The organism is Streptomyces sp. CBMA29 (assembly GCF_014596445.1).
Lineage (GTDB): Bacteria > Actinomycetota > Actinomycetes > Streptomycetales > Streptomycetaceae > Actinacidiphila.
Genome location: NZ_MECL01000155.1, coordinates 43,724 through 60,429 on the forward strand (window position 1 = coordinate 43,724; position 16,706 = coordinate 60,429).

General features: G+C 73.1%; 19 protein-coding genes and 1 riboswitch. Of the genes, 6 read left to right on the forward strand and 13 right to left on the reverse strand.

All coding sequences use genetic code 11. The annotated features are described in order from the left end of the window. The first annotated feature begins 110 nt into the window (after window positions 1-110). The gene (gene ung, locus BGM09_RS20830; RefSeq protein ID WP_188283189.1) at window positions 111-791 is read left to right on the forward strand and encodes a uracil-DNA glycosylase; all 681 of its coding nucleotides are present in this window, start codon (window positions 111-113) and stop codon (window positions 789-791) included. Window positions 792-857: 66 nt separating this feature from the next. After that, a complete protein-coding gene (locus tag BGM09_RS20835) occupies window positions 858-1,355 on the forward strand; it encodes a hypothetical protein (RefSeq protein ID WP_188283190.1) in 498 nt (165 codons plus the stop codon). Between the two features lie 109 nt (window positions 1,356-1,464). Here BGM09_RS20835 and BGM09_RS20840 read toward each other — a convergent pair whose 3' ends face one another. Next, window positions 1,465-1,953 (reverse strand): hypothetical protein, encoded by a 489-nt coding sequence (locus BGM09_RS20840; RefSeq protein ID WP_188283171.1) that lies wholly within the window; start codon window positions 1,951-1,953, stop codon window positions 1,465-1,467. A gap of 207 nt (window positions 1,954-2,160) precedes the next feature. Between BGM09_RS20840 and BGM09_RS20845 the strand changes: the two genes are divergently transcribed. Next, entirely contained in the window at window positions 2,161-3,081 is a 921-nt protein-coding gene (locus tag BGM09_RS20845; protein ID WP_188283172.1) for a Gfo/Idh/MocA family protein, read from the forward strand. On the opposite strand, the gene lnt is transcribed toward BGM09_RS20845, so the two are convergent. The 3 genes from lnt to BGM09_RS20860 form a co-directional block, all read right to left on the reverse strand. Then, the gene (gene lnt, locus BGM09_RS20850; RefSeq protein ID WP_188283173.1) at window positions 3,053-4,579 is read right to left on the reverse strand and encodes an apolipoprotein N-acyltransferase; all 1,527 of its coding nucleotides are present in this window, start codon (window positions 4,577-4,579) and stop codon (window positions 3,053-3,055) included. The genes BGM09_RS20845 and lnt overlap by 29 nt on opposite strands. 222 nt (window positions 4,580-4,801) lie before the next feature. After that, entirely contained in the window at window positions 4,802-5,350 is a 549-nt protein-coding gene (locus BGM09_RS20855; protein WP_188283174.1) for a DoxX family protein, read from the reverse strand. Window positions 5,351-5,490: 140 nt separating this feature from the next. Continuing rightward, window positions 5,491-6,087 (reverse strand): histidine phosphatase family protein, encoded by a 597-nt coding sequence (locus tag BGM09_RS20860; RefSeq protein WP_188283175.1) that lies wholly within the window; start codon window positions 6,085-6,087, stop codon window positions 5,491-5,493. Between the two features lie 194 nt (window positions 6,088-6,281). Between BGM09_RS20860 and BGM09_RS20865 the strand changes: the two genes are divergently transcribed. Continuing rightward, window positions 6,282-7,718 carry a dihydrolipoyl dehydrogenase family protein gene (locus tag BGM09_RS20865; protein WP_188283176.1) on the forward strand — a complete coding sequence of 479 codons (1,437 nt, stop codon included), beginning with the start codon at window positions 6,282-6,284 and terminating at the stop codon, window positions 7,716-7,718. A 164-nt stretch (window positions 7,719-7,882) separates the two neighbouring features. Then, on the forward strand, window positions 7,883-8,329 hold the full coding sequence (locus BGM09_RS20870) for a hypothetical protein (RefSeq protein ID WP_188283177.1): 447 nt from the start codon (window positions 7,883-7,885) through the stop codon (window positions 8,327-8,329). Window positions 8,330-8,346: 17 nt separating this feature from the next. On the opposite strand, the gene BGM09_RS20875 is transcribed toward BGM09_RS20870, so the two are convergent. Further along, window positions 8,347-9,054, reverse strand: coding sequence for an SDR family oxidoreductase (locus BGM09_RS20875; protein WP_188283178.1), 708 nt, complete (start codon window positions 9,052-9,054; stop codon window positions 8,347-8,349). Between the two features lie 163 nt (window positions 9,055-9,217). On the opposite strand from BGM09_RS20875, the gene BGM09_RS20880 reads away from it, so the two are divergent. After that, the gene (locus BGM09_RS20880; protein ID WP_188283179.1) at window positions 9,218-9,817 is read left to right on the forward strand and encodes a TetR/AcrR family transcriptional regulator; all 600 of its coding nucleotides are present in this window, start codon (window positions 9,218-9,220) and stop codon (window positions 9,815-9,817) included. Window positions 9,818-9,957: 140 nt separating this feature from the next. Here the strand turns inward: BGM09_RS20880 and BGM09_RS20885 are convergent, their stop codons facing one another. The 8 genes from BGM09_RS20885 to BGM09_RS20915 form a co-directional block, all read right to left on the reverse strand. After that, the gene (locus tag BGM09_RS20885) at window positions 9,958-10,467 is read right to left on the reverse strand and encodes a beta-class carbonic anhydrase (RefSeq protein ID WP_188283180.1); all 510 of its coding nucleotides are present in this window, start codon (window positions 10,465-10,467) and stop codon (window positions 9,958-9,960) included. Between the two features lie 73 nt (window positions 10,468-10,540). Next, on the reverse strand, window positions 10,541-11,671 hold the full coding sequence (locus tag BGM09_RS20890) for an LLM class flavin-dependent oxidoreductase (RefSeq protein WP_317452804.1): 1,131 nt from the start codon (window positions 11,669-11,671) through the stop codon (window positions 10,541-10,543). Window positions 11,672-11,754: 83 nt separating this feature from the next. After that, window positions 11,755-11,949 carry a hypothetical protein gene (locus BGM09_RS20895; RefSeq protein ID WP_188283182.1) on the reverse strand — a complete coding sequence of 65 codons (195 nt, stop codon included), beginning with the start codon at window positions 11,947-11,949 and terminating at the stop codon, window positions 11,755-11,757. Beyond that, window positions 11,946-13,331 (reverse strand): NtaA/DmoA family FMN-dependent monooxygenase, encoded by a 1,386-nt coding sequence (locus BGM09_RS20900; RefSeq protein ID WP_188283183.1) that lies wholly within the window; start codon window positions 13,329-13,331, stop codon window positions 11,946-11,948. Before BGM09_RS20900 ends, BGM09_RS20895 begins: the two co-directional genes overlap by 4 nt. A gap of 19 nt (window positions 13,332-13,350) precedes the next feature. After that, complete coding sequence (locus BGM09_RS20905; protein WP_188283191.1) at window positions 13,351-14,547, reverse strand: LLM class flavin-dependent oxidoreductase; 1,197 nt, start codon at window positions 14,545-14,547, stop codon at window positions 13,351-13,353. Between the two features lie 191 nt (window positions 14,548-14,738). Beyond that, window positions 14,739-14,870 carry a putative leader peptide gene (locus BGM09_RS38545; protein WP_262928395.1) on the reverse strand — a complete coding sequence of 44 codons (132 nt, stop codon included), beginning with the start codon at window positions 14,868-14,870 and terminating at the stop codon, window positions 14,739-14,741. A gap of 35 nt (window positions 14,871-14,905) precedes the next feature. Next, window positions 14,906-15,017: riboswitch (SAM riboswitch) on the reverse strand. Window positions 15,018-15,087: 70 nt separating this feature from the next. Next, the gene (locus BGM09_RS20910; protein ID WP_188283184.1) at window positions 15,088-15,888 is read right to left on the reverse strand and encodes a GNAT family N-acetyltransferase; all 801 of its coding nucleotides are present in this window, start codon (window positions 15,886-15,888) and stop codon (window positions 15,088-15,090) included. Between the two features lie 45 nt (window positions 15,889-15,933). Further along, on the reverse strand, window positions 15,934-16,706 hold a 773-nt coding region (locus BGM09_RS20915), incomplete at its 5' end, for an FAD-dependent oxidoreductase (RefSeq protein ID WP_188283185.1).

Genomic DNA, 16,706 nt, shown 5'->3' on the forward strand with positions numbered 1-16,706 from the left:
CCGGCAGGTGTGCTGAGTCGGCCGACAGGTGCGGGGATGTCAGTGGGTGGCGGTACGTTCTGGGGCAGTAGCAAACGGATCGATTGCCGGAGGTTCCTGACGTGCCCAGCATGCTGCCCGACTCCTGGGAGACCGTTCTCGGCGAGGAGTTGGACAAGCCGTACTTCCAGCAGCTCACCGAATTTGTCGAGGCCGAGCGGGACGAGCACCGGATCTTCCCGCCGCGCGACGAGGTCTTCGCGGCGCTGGAGGCGACGCCGTTCGACCGCGTCAAGGTGCTGATCCTCGGTCAGGACCCTTACCACGGCGCGGGACAGGGGCACGGGCTGTGCTTCTCGGTGCGGCCCGGTGTGAAGACGCCGCCCTCGCTGCGGAACATCTTCAAGGAGATGAAGGAGGAGCTGGGCCACCCCGTTCCGGACAACGGCTATCTGATGCCGTGGGCGGACCAGGGCGTCCTGCTGCTCAACGCGGTGCTGACGGTCCGCGAGGGCGAGGCCAACTCGCACAAGGGCAAGGGCTGGGAGAAGTTCACCGACGCGGTCATCAAGGCCGTGGCGGCCCGCCCCGATCCGGCCGTCTTCGTCCTGTGGGGGAACTACGCGAAGAAGAAGCTGCCGCTGATCGACACCGAGCGGCACGCCGTCGTCCAGGGCGCGCACCCCTCGCCGCTGTCGGCGAAGCTCTTCATGGGCAGCCGCCCCTTCACCCAGATCGACAAGGCCGTCGCGGACCAGGGGCACACCCCGATCGACTGGCGCATCCCCGATCTCGGGGCGTCCGCGAGTTAGCTTCGTGGGTGAGGCGAGGAGGCTCGGGTGGAGCGACGGGACGAGCCGGGTGGACCGGACGCGATCATGACCAGGATCGGACAGGTCGTGATGCTGCTGCACGCCGGGGACCGGGAGGAGGCCAGAACCCGGTTCGGGGCGCTGTGGGACGAGATCGGGGAGCGGGGCGACCCCCTGCACCGCTGCACGCTGGCGCACTACATGGCCGACACGCAGGACGACCCCGAGGACGAACTGGCCTGGGACCTGCGGGCGTTGCGGGCCGCCGACGCCGTCACGGCGCGCGGCGGCGCCGAATCCGGCGGGGGTCCGGGTGCTCCCGGCAGATCCAGCGAGCCCGGCCGCTCCACCGGCCTCGCGCAGATCCGCGGCTTCTACCCCTCGCTCCACCTCAATCTCGCCGCCTCCTACGCGAAGGTGGACGAGGCCCGGCTGGCCCGCAGCCACCTCGGCCTGGCCCGCAAGGCGTGCGACGCGCTCGCCGACGACGCGTACGGGGACGGGGTGCGGGCCGCCGTGGCCCGGATGGAACTGCGGCTGCTGGGCTCCGACCAGCTTCCGTAGCGGTGAGCCGTCAGCGGTCAGCCGTCAGCGGTGAGCGGTGAGCGGTCAACTTTTGGCCGTCAGCCGTCAGCCGCCGCGAGGCGTGCCGCCCGTCCGGCCCCGGCCCGGCTCACCGGCCGTAGGACTGGCGGCAGATCCGGGCCGCGTCCCCGTCCTTCGCCCAGCCGCCGTACGTCTCGCCCAGCGCGCAGACGTCGGCGGCGCCGGGCAGCGCCGTCGCCGGTCCGCGCGGGAGGGATCTCGGCGGCGGGACCGAGCGGGAGCGGGGCACCGGCCGGTGCCCCGGCTCACGGCCCGGCCGCGGCCCTGGATCCGCGGAGTACGGGCCCGCGCCCGGTCGGCCGCCCGCCGTCCCGGCACCGCCCTCCGGCTCGGGCGACGGCGTCCTGGAAGGGGCCGGATCCGGCCCCGCAGTCTCCAGCAGCACATGGTCGGGCCGCGGTACGAGCGGCCCGCCGTCCGGCGCCGCCACCCGTGGCGCGCCGCTGCCGGGCACGGGAGCGGTAGCGGGGACGGGGGCCGGGGGAGCGGAGACGGTGGTGCACCCGGCCGCGGCGGAGGCCGCCACCAGGAACACGACCACGGGGAGGCGGCGCATTTCGACAACTGTGCCGAAACACGGCGGAGTCGGGTATGCCCCGCAGGGGTGAGCGGCCGGGCGAGGCGTACCGCGCGCTCACCCGTCCGGGGGCTGATCCGCCGCGAGGCCGAGCCGTACGCCCGCTCCCCGAAGGCCCCGGAACCGTCCCCGAACCCTCCCCGTATGCTGCGGGGACACCGCGAGAAGGAACGACAGGAGCAGCGCATGGCATCCGGCAGCGCCCCACGGAAGATCGGCGTGATCGGGCTCGGTGACATCGCGCAGAAGGCGTATCTGCCGGTCCTCGCCTCGCAGCCGGACCTCGAACTGCACCTCCAGACCCGCACCCCGGCAACCCTCGACCGGATCGGCGACGCCTACCGGCTGCCGCACCGCCACACCTCACTGGACACGCTGCTCGACCAGGGCCTCGACGCCGCTTTCGTGCACGCGCCCACCGAACACCACGTCGAGATCGCCGGACGGCTGATCGAAGCGGGCGTCCCCGTCTACCTCGACAAGCCGCTCGCCCGCGACCTGGACGGCGCGCGGCAACTGGTGGCCCTCGCCGAGGAGCGCGGCGTCCCGCTCATGGCGGGTTTCAACCGCCGTTACGCGCCCGCCTACGCGCAGTGCCTGGACCACCCGCGCGACCTGATCCTCATGCAGAAGAACCGCGTCGGCCTCCCCGAAGAGGCCCGCTCGATGATCTTCGACGACTTCATCCACGTCGTCGACACCTTGCGCTTCCTGGCCCCCGGCACCGTCCGGGACGTGCACGTCTCCGCCAAGGTCCGTGCCGGGCTCGTCCACCACATCGTGCTGCACCTGTCCGGTGACGGCTTCACCGCGATCGGCTCGATGAACCGGATGAGCGGGTCCACCGAGGAGAGCCTGGACGTCAGCGGTGACGACACCCGCCGCCAGGTGCTGAATCTCGCCGAGGTCATCGACCACAAGGGCCAGCCGACGGTACGCCGCCGGGGCGACTGGGTGCCGGTGGCCCGGCAGCGCGGCATCGAGCAGATCACCCTCGCCTTCCTCGACGCCGTTCGCGCGGGCAAGCACCTCGACGCCCAGGACGCGCTGCGCACCCACGAGCTGTGCGAGCGGGTCGTCACCGAGGTCCGGGAGCTGACCGCCTGACCAGCACCACGCGCCGGATCTCGTACGCGGCGGCCAGCACGACCAGCAGCAGCGCCAGATGCGGCACCCAGTCGCCGAACCGGTCGTACGGGCTGCGGCCGGTGGCCAGCGGCACCGCGTAGACACGCGCCGTACTGCCGCTCTCGCTGATCCGCTGCCCGACCGGGCGGCCGTTCGCGTCGTAGACGGCGCTGATCCCGGTCAGTGTCGCGTGCACCATCGGCCGCCAGCTCTCCGCGGCCCGCAGCGCCGCGAGCGAGGCGTGCTGCGCGGGTGCCCACGACCCCTGGAACGACGAGGTGGACGACTGTGCCACCAGCACCTGGGCGCCCTTGTCCGCGAGATTGCGGCTCATGTCGGCGAAGGCGGACTCGAAGCAGATCAGCGGCCCGATCCGTACTGTCCCGGTGTCCATCACGACCTGGTGGTCGCCGCGCTGCCGGTCCTCGCCCGCGGCCTTGCCGACCGAGGTGGCCCAGCCGAGCAGCGACCGGAAGGGGATGTACTCGCCGAACGGCACCAGCCGCATCTTGTCGTACGTGGGGCCGGTGACGCCGTCCGGGCCGATCAGCACCGACGTCTTGGAGATGCCGGTGCCGTCCGCGCGCTCCGCGTCCACATTGACCAGGATGTCGGCGCCGACCTGCTGGGAGAGGGCCGCCAGCTCTTCCGCCAGTTGAGGCCGTGAGGTGAGGTCGAAGCCGACGCTGCTCTCGCCCCACACCACGAGATCCGGGTGGCTGCCCACCAGGCCGCGGGTGAGCGCCACCTGCCGGTCGAAGCGGGCCTCGGGGCCCACGACGACGCCCGGCTGGACGACCGCGACCCGCGCGTCACCGGACTGCTGCGGGTGCGGCGCCCACAGCCACACCATGCCGGTCAGCACGGCGGCCGTGGCCAGCGCGGTCGCCGCGGGCCTGCGGACGGCGGGCACCGCGACGAGCGCGGTCAGCGCGGTGTTGACCAGCACCACCAGGAGGCTGACCAGCCACACCCCGCCGACGGAGGCCAGCCGCAGCGCGGGCCGCACCTGCCACTGGCTGGCGCCCAGCAGCCCCCAGGGCCCGCCGAGATACTGCCAGGAGCGCACCAGCTCCACCATCAGCCAGCCGCACGGCACCAGCACCATCGCCGCCGCGGCCCGCCGCGACCCGGTGCCCTCGCCGAGCAGCCTGCGCACCAGCCAGCCCCACGGCGCCCACAGCGCGCCCAGCAGCAGAGCGAGCACGACGATGAACACGTTCAGACTCGCGAAGAGCCAGTGGTGCACCGCCAGCATGAAGCCGGCACCGCCCAGCCAGCCGTCCAGCGCCGCCCGCCGCGCGCTGCCCGCCGAGCGCGCCAGCAGCATCCACGGCACCAGCGCCACGTACGCCAGCCACCACAGCGACGGCGCGGGGAAGGCCAGCGCCGGGAGCGCCCCGGCGGCGGCGGCGCCCAGCCCGCGCGCCCACGGCGAGGACAGCCGTGACCGCTGCTCCTGGGCCGTCACCGTCATGCGTGCTCCCTCGCCGCCGTTCACTGTCGCTCTGTTCCGCCCTGTTTCCGCCGTGTTCCGGCCCGGTCCGCGCTGATCCGCTCCGGCGTTCCTGGCTCCGGCCTACCCTGCGCGGATGGCGGCATGCGGACGACGGCGTGTCGTCCGCATGCCGCCATCCGCGCAGGGTCCCTGCCGCTGCCCCGGTCGGTACGGCGTTCCCCGCACCGGTCCGTGGGCGGCTCAGCCGTCCTGGTCCTCCAGCACGGCGAGGTCTTCGGGCGCGGGACCGTTGCCGACGGCGCGGCGGCGTACGACCGTGAAAGCGGCGGCTGCCGAGCCGGTGAAGGCCGCGGCCACCACCCATGGGCGGTTCAGGACATGGCCGCTCAGATGGTCCAGAGAGTAGCGGCCGGGTCCCGTGACACCCAACGCGGCGGCGCAGAAGCCGAGGAAGGCGGGGTACTCGTAGCCGCCCGAGGTGTTGAAGAAACCGGCGGGGGCGTGGACGGAGACCGCGCCCGCCATGGCGCCGGCCGCCGCCGCGCCCGCGGCCGGGGTGGCGATCCCCAGGGCCAGCAGCAGCCCGCCGCCCGCCTCACCGAGCCCGGCCGCGACGGCGCTCGCCCGCTCCGGCTTGAAGCCCATCCGCTCCATGGCCGCCGAGGTGCCGTCGATCCCGCCGCCGCCGAACCAGCCGAAGAGTTTCTGCGCGCCGTGCGCGAAGAGCACGCCGCCGGTCCCCGCGCGCAACGCCAGCAGTCCGATGTCCTTGCGGTGCGCGAGTGCCATGACCGGGTCCTCTCCTGCTGCCGGGCCCCGGTCCCGGTCCGACTCCGGACCGCCGGGCTGCCCCCAGTCTTCGCGGACCCCACCGGGTGCCGCCGCTCCTGGCGGTCCGTCCGGGCTACGCCACAGGCGTCACCGCCCGCTCAGGGCAGCCGGTTCCACGCGGTCAGCACATGGCGGCCGTGTTCCAGACCGAGTCGGCTGACGGTGCCGGTGGCGAGCTGGAACAGGGCGCCGTCGGCCGGGGGCAGTCCGAGTCTCCGGGCGGTCAGCACCCGGAGGAAGTGGGCGTGCGCGACCAGCACCACATCGCCGCCGTCGCTGTTGGTGAACGCCGCGTCGGCGAGGGCCAGCACCCGGTCGGCCCGCTCACCGACCTGTTCCGCCGTTTCCCCCGGATGGCCCTCGGGGCCCTCGGGGACCCCGTCGGTCCACAGATCCCACGCGGGACGCGTGCGGTGGATGTCACGGGTGGTGACACCCTCGTAGCCGCCGTAGTCCCACTCGCGCAGGTGGGCGTCGACCCGTGTGCGCTCGAGCCCGGCCAGCTTCGCGGTGTCCCGCGCGCGACGCATCGGGCTGGTGATCACGGTGGAGATGTGCCTGCTGGCCAGCATCGGAGCCAGCGTCCTGGCCTGCTCCTCGCCGTCGGGAGTGAGGGCCAGATCGGTGTAGCTGGTGTGCTGGCCGGTCAGCGTCCACTCGGTCTCGCCGTGACGGATCAGTACCAGTTCGCCCATCGGTACACCTCCCGCGGCGCCCCTCGGCGCCCCGAAGTGATCATACGTCCGCCCGGTCCCGTCAGTAGGATGGCGGCCTGGCCACCCCCTCCGCGCGTGACCCGGATGTGTGAACACCGACATGTGAGTACAGATGTGTGGGCACAGACGTGTGCACATCAACGCGTGATCCAGACAGCAGCACAGGAGCCGGTATGAACGACGCTGCCCGTACCTACGACGTGATCGTCATCGGAGCCGGACCGGTCGGTGAGAATCTCGCCGACCGCACGCAGGCCGCAGGGCTCAGCACGGTCGTCGTGGAGAGCGAACTGGTCGGCGGCGAGTGCTCCTACTGGGCGTGCATGCCGAGCAAGGCGCTGCTGCGCCCGGTGGTCGCCCGCGCCGACGCGAGCCGGCTGCCGGGGCTGGCCCGCGCGGTCGCGGGACCGCTGGACGCCGCTGACGTCCTGGCCCGCCGCGACGAGTTCACCTCGCACTGGAAGGACGACGGCCAGGTGGGCTGGCTGGAGTCGGTCGGCGTCGATCTCGTACGCGGCCACGGCCGCCTGGACGGTCCCCGGCAGGTCGCGGTGCTGACGCCGGAGGGCGAGACCGTACGGCTGACCGCGCGGCACGCCGTCGCCGTCTGCACCGGCACCTCCGCCGCGCTGCCCAAGCTGCCGGGCATCGCCGACATCAACCCGTGGACCAGCCGCGAGGCGACCAGCGCCAAGGAGGTCCCCGGCCGCCTGGTCGTGGTCGGCGGCGGTGTGGTGGCCGTCGAGATGGCCACCGCCTGGCAGGCGCTCGGCTCGCGGGTGACCATGCTCGTGCGCGGCGACCGGCTGCTGGAGCGCATGGAGCCCTTCGTCGGCGAACTGGTCACCGAGGGTCTGCGCGAGGCGGGCGTGGACGTGCGCTTCGGTACGAACGTGCCGGTCGTCGAGCGCGACGGCGCGGACGGCGAGGTGCGGGTCGGCCTGGAGGGCGGCGGGCGGGCCGTCGCCGACGAGATCCTCTTCGCCACCGGCCGCTCGCCGCGCACCGGCGACCTCGGGCTGGAGACGGTCGGCCTCCGCCCCGGCGACTGGCTCGGTGTGGACGTCACCTGCCGGGTCACCGACGTAGCGGACGGCTGGCTCTACGCGGCGGGCGACGTCAACCACCGCGCGCTCCTCACCCACCAGGGGAAGTACCAGGCCAGGATCGCCGGGGCCGTGATCGCCGCCCGCGCCAAGGGCGAGCCGGTCGACGACGCGCCCTGGGGTCCGCACGCCGCCACCGCCGACGACGCCGCTGTGCCGCAGGTGGTCTTCACCGACCCCGAGGCGGCCTCCGTGGGCCTCACGGCGAGCGAGGCGGAGGGCGCCGGACGCCGGACCAAGGTCGTGGACTACGACCTCGGCCAGGTCGCGGGCGCCTCCCTCTACGCCGACGGCTACCGCGGCAAGGCCCGCATGGTCGTGGACCTCGACCGCGGCATCCTGCTCGGCGTCACCTTCGTCGGCCCCGGCGTCGGCGAACTCCTGCACTCCGCGACGGTCGCCGTCGCGGGTGAGGTGCCGATCGAGCGGCTGTGGCACGCGGTCCCGGCGTATCCGACGATCAGTGAGGTGTGGCTGCGCCTGCTGGAGGAGTACCGGGGCTGACCGCGGTCACGGCCGCGGCGGAGCTGCCCTGACGTTTGTCAGGAGCGGCGCGGACGGGGCCCTTCTTAGGGTGCCTGGTGTGGCCCCTCGGGGCCGGCTCCCCGGAGTCCGGGGAGCCCCGCGACCATGCGCGCCGCAGGCGCCGCTCCTGGGAAGGCACCGCCATGAACCGCTCCGTTTCCCGTCCGCGCCGTCCGCGCAGTCCACGCCGTCCACGCCGTCCGGGGCGCGCCGCCGCGATATTCGCCGGGGCCGCCGCGCTGGCGGGCGCGGCCGTCTTCGGCGTCGCGTCGCCCGCGTCCGCGGCGGGCTACTCCTGCTCGCACGACGGTCACGCCATATGGTGCGCCACCGTGACGGCCATCAACCCCGGCTCGTACCTGGCCTCGCACTACGGGCCGAGCTACGGCTCCGGCCAGACCGGGCAGCGCTACTACAACGGTGAGGAGATGGAGCTCACCTGCTGGACCACCGGAGACGGTGACGCCGACGGGCACGGCGACCACTACTGGTTCATGCTCGACTTCGACGGCGACGGCGGTTACGTCAACGACTGGTATCTGACGACCGGTTCCGCCGCCCAGTGGCAGCCGCACGTACCGCACTGCTGACGCTTCGTCAGAAGCGTTCAGCTCGCCGCGAGTTCGGCGTACAGAGCCGAAGGGTCCGCGGCGAGTCCGGCCTTGACCTGACGGCTGGTGTCGTCGGCGAGCACCTCGTACAGCCCGGCCTCGACGCCGTCGAGCGCGATGCGGGCGATCTTGGCGGGGTCCGACTTGGGGGCGCTGACGCTCGCCGCCATGTCGGTGTCCATGTAGCCGACGTGCAGGCCGGTGACGAGGGTGCCCTGGCCGCGCAGCGCCAGCCGGGTGGCGTTGGTCAGGGACCACTCGGCGGACTTGGCGGCCGAGTAGACGGCGCTGCCCGGCGTGGTGAACCAGGACAGGGCCGACAGCACGTTGAGCACCGCGCCGCCGCCGTTGCGGGCCAGGATCGGGGCGAAGGCGCGGCTGACGGCGAGCGTGCCGAAGACGTGGGTCTCGAACTCGTTCCTGACCACGTCCATGTCGCTGGTGAGCAGGTCCACCCCGTTCGAGGCGCCCGCGTTGTTGATCAGCAGGGTGACGTCACCGGCCACCTCGGCCGCCGCCCGTACCGACTCGGGGTCGGTGATGTCCAGTGCGAGCGGTACCGCGCCCGGCACGGTGACCGAGGCCGGGTTGCGGGCGGCGGCGTAGACCTTGGCCGCGCCCGCGTCGCGCAGGGCCTGGACGAACTTCTCGCCGAGGCCGCGGTTGCCTCCGGTGACGAGGGCGACAGCGCCGTTGATCTGCATGGGAGTGCCTTTCGGGAGGAGAGCGGTCCGTGGCCGGTACGTGCGCGGCCCGGGAGGTCGCGTGCGGTGCGTACGGATGCGGCCGACCATGGAAACCGATCGGTTTCCACTACCGTATACCGATCGGTTTCCGATGCCAAGCCGGCGCGGTAACCTCGGGGTTATGACCACGACACAGAAGTCCGGCGCCGCGGAGAAGTCCGGTACGCGCGACCGTCTGCTCGACGCCGCGGCAGGGCTCTTCTACCGGGAAGGCGTCGGCACCGGCATCGACGCGCTGTGCAAGGCCGCCGGGGTGTCCAAGCGCTCGATGTACCAGCTCTTCGCCAGCAAGGACGAGGTGCTGGCCGCCGCGCTCGACCGGCAGGGGCCGCCCGTGGAGGCCCGGCTGCTGCCGCCGCCCGGCGTGCCCGCGACGCCGCGCGACCGCGTCCTGTACGTCTTCGAGCGGCTGGAGGAGACCGCCGCCTCGGCCGACTACCGCGGCTGCCCCTTCCTCGCCACGCAGGTCGAGCTGAAGGACCCGGAGCACCCGGCGAGCGTCGTGGCCCGCCGCAACAAGCAGGTGCTGACCGACTTCTTCCGCGCGGAGGCCGCGCGTGGCGGCGCCGCCGACCCCGCGCTGCTGGCCCGCCAGCTCACCCTGGTCTTCGACGGCGCCAGCGCCCGCGCCGGAATCAAGGCGGAGGTCCTGGACGGCCTGGCGCTGAGCACGGCCGTCGCCGTACTGGACGCGGCGGGCCTGACGGTTCGGCGGCCCTGACGGCGCGGGCGGCCACGGACGACACGGGCACGGCCCCGCGACCGGGCGCGACGCCCGCGCACTGAGCGGCGCGGCGCGGCACCCGAGGACATCGGCCGCCGCGCCGCCCATGATCCGCCGGACAGGCCCGCGGACACGCCCTAGCCGGGCAGTGCCACCTCGGCGAGCCTGCCGCTCGCCACGTCGAACACGAAGCCGCGCACCACGTCGGTGTGCGGGATGAACGGGCTGTTCCTGATCCGGGCCGCGGACTGGCGGACGTCGGTCTCCAGGTCGGTGAACGCCTCGGCCGCCCACGGCGGTTTGATGCCCGTCTCCGCGCGGATCGACTCGCGGAAGGCGTCGTCGCCGAAGGTGAGCATGCCGCAGTCGGTGTGGTGGATCAGCACGATCTCCCGTGTGCCCAGCAGACGCTGACTGATCGCCAGCGACCGGATCGCGTCGTCGGTGGCGACCCCGCCCGCGTTGCGGATCACATGCGAGTCGCCCTCGGCGAGACCGAGCGCCCCGTACACATTGAGCCGGGCGTCCATGCACGCCAGAACCGCCGTGTGCCGGGCGGGCGGCAGCGGCAGCGGACCCTCGAAGGCCGCCGCGTACGCCGTGTTGTTCTCCAGATAGCCGTCGGTGGCGGTGGAGTCGTCGGTCATGGGAGCCTCCTGGTCGCGCTGAGCGGTGATGTCATGCGGATGACGTCATTCGGGTGACGTCGTGCGGGTGAGGTCATGCGGTCCGCCGCCAGGCGTCCGCCAGCAGTTCGAGGGAGCGGACCCGGTCCCGGTGGTCGTGGGTGATCGTGGTGACCAGCAACTCGTCGGCGCCTGTGGCCTGTTGGAGCACCCGCAGCCGGTCCACGACGCTTTCGGGGGAGCCGGTGAACTGGGTACGCACCCGGTCCTCCACCAGCGCCCGCTCGCCCGCCGTCCACGAGTGGACCGCGGCCTCCTCCGGGCTCGGGAAGGGGATCGCGCCCTGACCCGAGCGGATGCTGTGCACCCACAGCGCGTACGGCGAGGCCAAGTGCCGCGCGGCGGCGTCGTCCTCGGCGACCACGACATCGGCCGAGACCAGCACATGCGGCTCGTCGAGCGTGGCGGAGGGCACGAACGCCTTGCGGTACGCGTCCACCGCTTCGAGGACGGCGGCCGGACTCACGTGGTAATTCGCCGCGAAGGGCAGGCCGAGCGCGCCCGCCGCCTGCGCGCTCGCCCCGCCGCTGCTGCCCAGCACCCACACCTGGAGGTCGGCGCCCTCGCCGGGCACCGCGTGCGCGTCGAGCCCCTCCGGGGTCCGGTAGTCGCCGCGCAGCAGCCCGAGGATCTGGTCGAGCTGGTCGCGGTACTCGGGCAGTTCGGCCCCCGGGTACTGCACGAGCTGCGTGTAGCGGGTCAGCAGCGGAGAGCCGATCAGCCGGCTGACGTCGTACGGCGCGGGGATCAGCAGCCCCTCCGGTGTGTACCGGGCCTCGGTGCGGCGCGGCGCCGGGGGAGCGGCGGGCGCGCCGCCGGACGCGGGGGCCTTACGGAATCCGGTACGGCCGAGGCCCAGGTCGAGCCGGCCCGGGTACAGCGCGTCGAGCAGCCCGAACTCCTCCACCACCGACAGCGGGGTGCGGTGCCCGAGCTGCACCGCGCCCGCGCCCACCCGGATCCGGGAGGTCGCCGCCGCCACGAGCTGGATCACCAGCGCGGGCGACACCCCGGCGACCCCGGTCGTCAGGTGGTGCTCGGCCAGCCAGTAACGCGCGTATCCGGCGGCCTCCGCGCGTTGTGCGAGGTCCACGGTGTTGCGCAGCGCCTGCGCGGCGGTGGAGCCCGAACTGATCGGTGACAGGTCGAGAATCGACAGCGGCACCGACGCCGACCGCGTAGGCGAAGAACCTGAAGAACCTGGGGAACCTGAGGAAGCAGAAGCGTCCGGGGAAGCTGCGGGAACGCTCATGCGGCGTCGCCCTCCTTCGCGATGGTGCCTACACTCGCCGAGCACAGCGGATCGCCGTAGCGGGCGGCGAGGTCCACGTGGTCCTCGGGCGCGGCCTGGAACACCCCGCGCTCCGCCTCGTGCCGCTCTCCCACGCCGAACCCGTCGAGGCCCAACTCCTCGGCGAGCACCGTGTTGTCGAGAGACCTCATGCCACCGACTCCCGTACGTCCGCGATGCCGCCCCCGGTGTCCGGGTGGGCGAGGCCGAGGTGGTCCCGCAGCGTGCTGCCCTCGTACTCGGTACGGAACACACCGCGCTCCTGGAGCAGCGGTACGACCGTGTCGGCGAACACGTCGAGACCGCCGGGGGTGATGTGCGGGACGAGGATGAAACCGTCGCTCGCGTCGGCCTGCACAAAGGAGTTGACGGTCTGAGCGACCGTCGTGGGGGAGCCGACGAACGACTGGCGGTTGCCGGTCTCGATGACCAGATCGCGGATGGACCACTTGTTGGCCGCCGCCAGCTCCCGCCACTCGCGGGCGGTCGCCAACGGGTCGCGGTACATCCGTACTTGGGCCCGGCCGCGGGCGATGGTGTGCTCGCCGAGGTCCGGGTCGATCTCGGGCAGCGGACCCTCCGGGTCGTACCCGGACAGGTCGCGGTTCCAGACGAATTCCAGGTGCTTGATCGCGGTGGCACCGCTGACCTGCGCGCGGCGCACCTCACGGGACAGCTCCTCCGCCTCGGCGTCGGTGTCGCCGAGCACGAAGGTCGCGGCGGGCAGGATCAGCAACTGGTCCGCCCTGCGGCCGTACCGGGCCAGGCGCCCCTTGACGTCGGCGAAGAACGCCTGCCCCTCCTTGAGAGTGCTGTACCGGCTGAAGATCGCGTCCGCGCTCGACGCGGCGAATTCGCGTCCCTCGTCCGAATCCCCCGCCTGGAAGACCACCGGGCGGCCCTGCGGGCTGCGCGGGACGTTGAACTGCCCCTGGATGTCGAAGTGCTGGCCCTTGTGGACGAACGCCCCGGCCCGCGCGTCCCGCAGGAACGTCCCGGTCTCCCGGTCGGCGAGGATCTCGTCGCCGTGCCAGGAGTCGAACAGCTCATGGGCGGTGGCCAGGAACTCCCGCGCCCTGGAGTACCGCTCGTCCTGCGGGAGGAAGCCGCCGCGTCGGAAGTTCTCGCCGGTGAAGGCGTCCCAGGAGGTGACGACGTTCCACGCGGCGCGGCCCGCGGACAGGTGGTCCAGGCTGGCGAACTGCCGGGCCACCTCGTACGGCTCGTTGAACGTCGAGTTGATCGTGCCGGTCAGGCCGATCCGCTCGGTCACCGCGGCCAGCGCGGCGAGCACGGTGAAGGTGTCCGGGCGGCCGACGACGTCCAAGTCGTAGATCCGGCCGCCCTGTTCGCGCAGCCGCAGGCCCTCGGCGAGGAAGAGGAAGTCGAACTTGGCCCGCTCCGCGGTGCGCGCGAAGTGGGTGAAGGAGCTGAATTCGATGTGGCTGCCCGCGGCCGGGTCGCTCCACACGGTGGTGTTGTTGACGCCGGGGAAGTGGGCCGCGAGGTGGATCTGCTTCAGGGGCTTGCTCATGACGGTCGGATCCTCCGGCTCAGGCGCTGGTGGTGGTGGTGGCGTAGCGGTTCGCGGGGCGCGCGAGCCCCAGCAGGCCGCGGAGCGTGCCGGCCTCGTACTCGTGCCGGAAGGCGCCGCGCGCCCGCAACTCGGGCACCAGGCCGCGGGTGATCGCGGGCAGGTCGTGGCCGAGCGCCGCGGGCCGCAGCCGGTAGCCGGTCAGCCCGGCGTCCTGCCACTCCAGCAGCAGGTCGGCCAGTTCGGCGGGCGTCCCGGCGAAGACGGTCGCGTCGCTGGTGTACGGCTGGTCGAGCAGCGCGTCCAGCCGGTCCCTGCGCGCCTCGGCCGCCGCGCGGTCGGTGTCGAGGAAGACCACCAGATCGCCGAAGACATGGACCAGTTCGGCCTCCCGGCCCGCGGCCCGCTGCTCGGCGCGGATCTCGGCGACGATCGCCGCCGCCTGCCCCGCGTCGTGCGGGGTCACATAGCCGATGTCCGCGGCGCGCCCCACCAGCCGGTACGGCACGGTCGCGTGCGCGAGCGCGGTCACCGGCGGCTGGCCCTGCGGCGGGCGCGGTGTGATCGAGGGGCCCTTGACGCCGAAGTGGCGGCCCTGGAAGTCGATGTAGTGGAGCTTGTCGCGGTCCACGAAGCGGCCGGTGGCCACGTCCCGGATCTCCGCGCCGTCCTCCCAGCTGTCCCACAGCCTCCGCAGCACCTCGACGTAGTCCGCGGCCTCGTCGAAGAGGTCGGCGACCAACTCCTGGACGTGCGGTCGGTCGTACTCCTCGATGCGGAACGGCGGGAATTCGCGGCGGCCGAAGTGCGCGGCCTCGTGCTGACGGGCGGAGATCTGGATGCGCAGCCCGGCCCGGCCGCCGCTCACGTAGTCCAGGGTGGCGATGGCCTTGGACAGGTGGAACGGCTCGGTGTGCGTGGCTGTCAGGGTCGGCACCAGACCGATGTGGCTGGTCAGCGGGGCGACCCTGGACGCGATGAGCACCGCGTCCAGCCGGCCGCGCACCTGGTCGGTGCGCTCGTCGGGGTCGCCGTACCCGGTCGACTGGAGCCCGAGGGAGTCCTCGATGGTGACGAAGTCCAGCAGGCCGCGTTCGGCCTCGGTCACGGCGTCCGCCCAGTAGGCGGCGTCGAACAGTTCGCCGGGTCGCGCGTCCGGCGCCCGCCACGCGGCCGGGTGCCAGCCCGCGCCGTCCAGGGCGACCGCGAGGTGCAGCGGCGGACGGGCGGCGGACGCCGACGAGGTGGACGACGCCGAGGTGGACGACGCGGACGAAGGTGATGAAACGGGCTCGGGGGAGGCGGAGGAGGACAGGGATGACGAGTGTGCGGACACGGCGAAGTGCCTTCCTGATCGACCGGAGGAGGACACGGCCGCCCCACGGCGGTCGCGTCGGCGGGGTCAGATCAGGCGCAACAGAGCGCGCCGGCGACGCGCTGGAGATCGATGTGCTGGCGCGCGTAAAGATGCACGACGGGTCCGCGCGGGACGAGGGTGCGCACGTTGGCGCGGTCGAAGTCCGCTCGCACTGTCGTCACCCCCCGTCCGGGCGGTACGGCCGGGGGCCGTACCGGAGTCGCGCTTGCGGGTCCGGTCGGGACCCGCCTGGTTGTCACCTGGAGCACCCCGCCGCGAGGGAGGGTTGCCGGTCAGCCGGCCAGGGCTTGTCGCTGACACTCGTCACCTGAATTCGACGCTATCTCGCGGATACCGTCCCGCGCAATGGCGTCTGTCACCGGCGTCCGTCACCGCAGTTCATTCGCCCGCGCCGCCGCTGCCTTCCGCGTCGCCGTCGCCGCCCGGCACCCGTACGCCTCGGAAGTGCGTGGTGCGGCGCAGCGCGAAGCCGATCGACTCGTAGAGCCGGATGGCGTTGACGTTGCTTGCCGCCGCGTGCAGGAACGGCCGGTCGCCCCGGACGCGGATTCCGGCCGCCGTGTGCCGTACCAGCCGGGACGCCAGGCCCTGGCCGCGGAACGCGTCGTCGGTGCACACGGCGCTGATCTCGGTCCAGCCGTCGAGCCGCAGCCGCTCACCGGCCATGGCCACGAGCTTTCCGTCGCGGCGGATGCCGTAATAGGCGCCCAGCTCGATGGTGCGCTGCCTGAACGGGCCCGGCTTGGTCCGCTCGACCAGGTCCAGCATCTCCGGTACGTCCGCCGATTCGAGCGGGCGCGCCTCCGGATCGGCCTCGTCCAGCAGCGCGTCGGTTCCGACGAGCTGCACCCCCTCGGCTCCCCACTCGCTGCGCCAGCCGTCGGGCGCGGACGGGACACCGGCCAGCGCGAAGGTCGCGCCGGGCCCCATGAGGGCGGCGAGGTCCGCCCACGCGGCCGGATCGGCGGGATCGGCGAGCGCCACGAAGGGCGAGACGTCCTCCGGGTAGCCCGCGGCGGAGCCGACGATCCGCGCGAGATGGCGGTGCGCCCCGGTCAGCGCGGCCCAGGCGGGGTTGTCCAGAGGGTGCGGCGACGCGGGAAAGCGCTGGTCGCCGGTCGGTCCGGGGCTCTGGGGCTGCTGCTGCGGGTGCTGCAGGTGCTGAAGGCTGGTCGACATGATCGCCGTGGCTCTCCGTTCTGCTTGTCGTACGGCGCGTCGCCGTCACTGCGCTGTCGCCGGGCGGTAGGGACGGCCGATCGCGAACCGTCCGGACCCCGGGCGGCCGTCCACGAGGTCGGCGGCGATTTCGCCGACCACTGATGCGAACTTGAATCCGTGCCCGGAAAATCCCGCGAGGACGGTGAAAGGTCCCACACGGTCGATCACGAAGTCATGATCGGGGGTCGTGGTGTACAAGCAGGTCACCGGGGTGGGCCGGGTGTGGTCGACGCCGGGCAGCCACCGGGCGGCGTACTCCTGGAGCCTGCCGAGCACCACGGGATCGGGCGTGCGGTCCCGGTCGTCCGGGTCCACGACCGGGCCGATCCCGTGGAATCCGGCCTTCACCCCGTCGGCGCTGCCGAGGCCGTACACTCCCGCGGCCTCGTCGAGACCGGCGCCGCCGTGGTGGATGAAGGCGGGCCAGTCCGGCGCGTCGGGGGCGGGGAAGTGCACCGGCTGCTCCTGGGTGACGCGCAGCGGCGGCGGGCCCTCGGTGACCTGGCCGAGCGTGCGGGCCGCCCAGCCGCCGACGGCCACGACCACGGCGTCCGCGGCGATCACCTCGTCCCGCCCGGTGACCACCTCGGCGCCGGCGCCGCGCCGCCGCAGCGCGCCGACCTTGACACCGTGCCGTACGGTCGCGCCCTTGGCCCGCGCGGCCTGCTGGAAGGCGGCCACCGCGTCGTCTGCGTGCAGCCGCCCGGCCTCGGGGTGGAACAGCGCTGTGGTGTCGGCGACGAGCCCCGGCCAGCGCTCGGCGGCGGCCCGCGGGG

Coding starts and splice junctions, on each gene's coding strand:
- ung (WP_188283189.1), top strand. CDS start 111: ATGCTGCCCGACTCCTGGGAGACCGTTCTCGGCGAGGAGTTGGACAAG.
- BGM09_RS20845 (WP_188283172.1), top strand. CDS start 2,161: ATGGCATCCGGCAGCGCCCCACGGAAGATCGGCGTGATCGGGCTCGGT.
- BGM09_RS20835 (WP_188283190.1), top strand. CDS start 858: ATGACCAGGATCGGACAGGTCGTGATGCTGCTGCACGCCGGGGACCGG.
- BGM09_RS20870 (WP_188283177.1), top strand. CDS start 7,883: ATGAACCGCTCCGTTTCCCGTCCGCGCCGTCCGCGCAGTCCACGCCGT.
- BGM09_RS20865 (WP_188283176.1), top strand. CDS start 6,282: ATGAACGACGCTGCCCGTACCTACGACGTGATCGTCATCGGAGCCGGA.
- BGM09_RS20895 (WP_188283182.1), bottom strand. CDS start 11,949: ATGAGGTCTCTCGACAACACGGTGCTCGCCGAGGAGTTGGGCCTCGAC.
- BGM09_RS20885 (WP_188283180.1), bottom strand. CDS start 10,467: ATGACCGACGACTCCACCGCCACCGACGGCTATCTGGAGAACAACACG.
- BGM09_RS20880 (WP_188283179.1), top strand. CDS start 9,218: ATGACCACGACACAGAAGTCCGGCGCCGCGGAGAAGTCCGGTACGCGC.
- BGM09_RS20860 (WP_188283175.1), bottom strand. CDS start 6,087: ATGGGCGAACTGGTACTGATCCGTCACGGCGAGACCGAGTGGACGCTG.
- lnt (WP_188283173.1), bottom strand. CDS start 4,579: ATGACGGTGACGGCCCAGGAGCAGCGGTCACGGCTGTCCTCGCCGTGG.
- BGM09_RS20910 (WP_188283184.1), bottom strand. CDS start 15,888: ATGTCGACCAGCCTTCAGCACCTGCAGCACCCGCAGCAGCAGCCCCAG.
- BGM09_RS20840 (WP_188283171.1), bottom strand. CDS start 1,953: ATGCGCCGCCTCCCCGTGGTCGTGTTCCTGGTGGCGGCCTCCGCCGCG.
- BGM09_RS20875 (WP_188283178.1), bottom strand. CDS start 9,054: ATGCAGATCAACGGCGCTGTCGCCCTCGTCACCGGAGGCAACCGCGGC.
- BGM09_RS20900 (WP_188283183.1), bottom strand. CDS start 13,331: ATGAGCAAGCCCCTGAAGCAGATCCACCTCGCGGCCCACTTCCCCGGC.
- BGM09_RS20855 (WP_188283174.1), bottom strand. CDS start 5,350: ATGGCACTCGCGCACCGCAAGGACATCGGACTGCTGGCGTTGCGCGCG.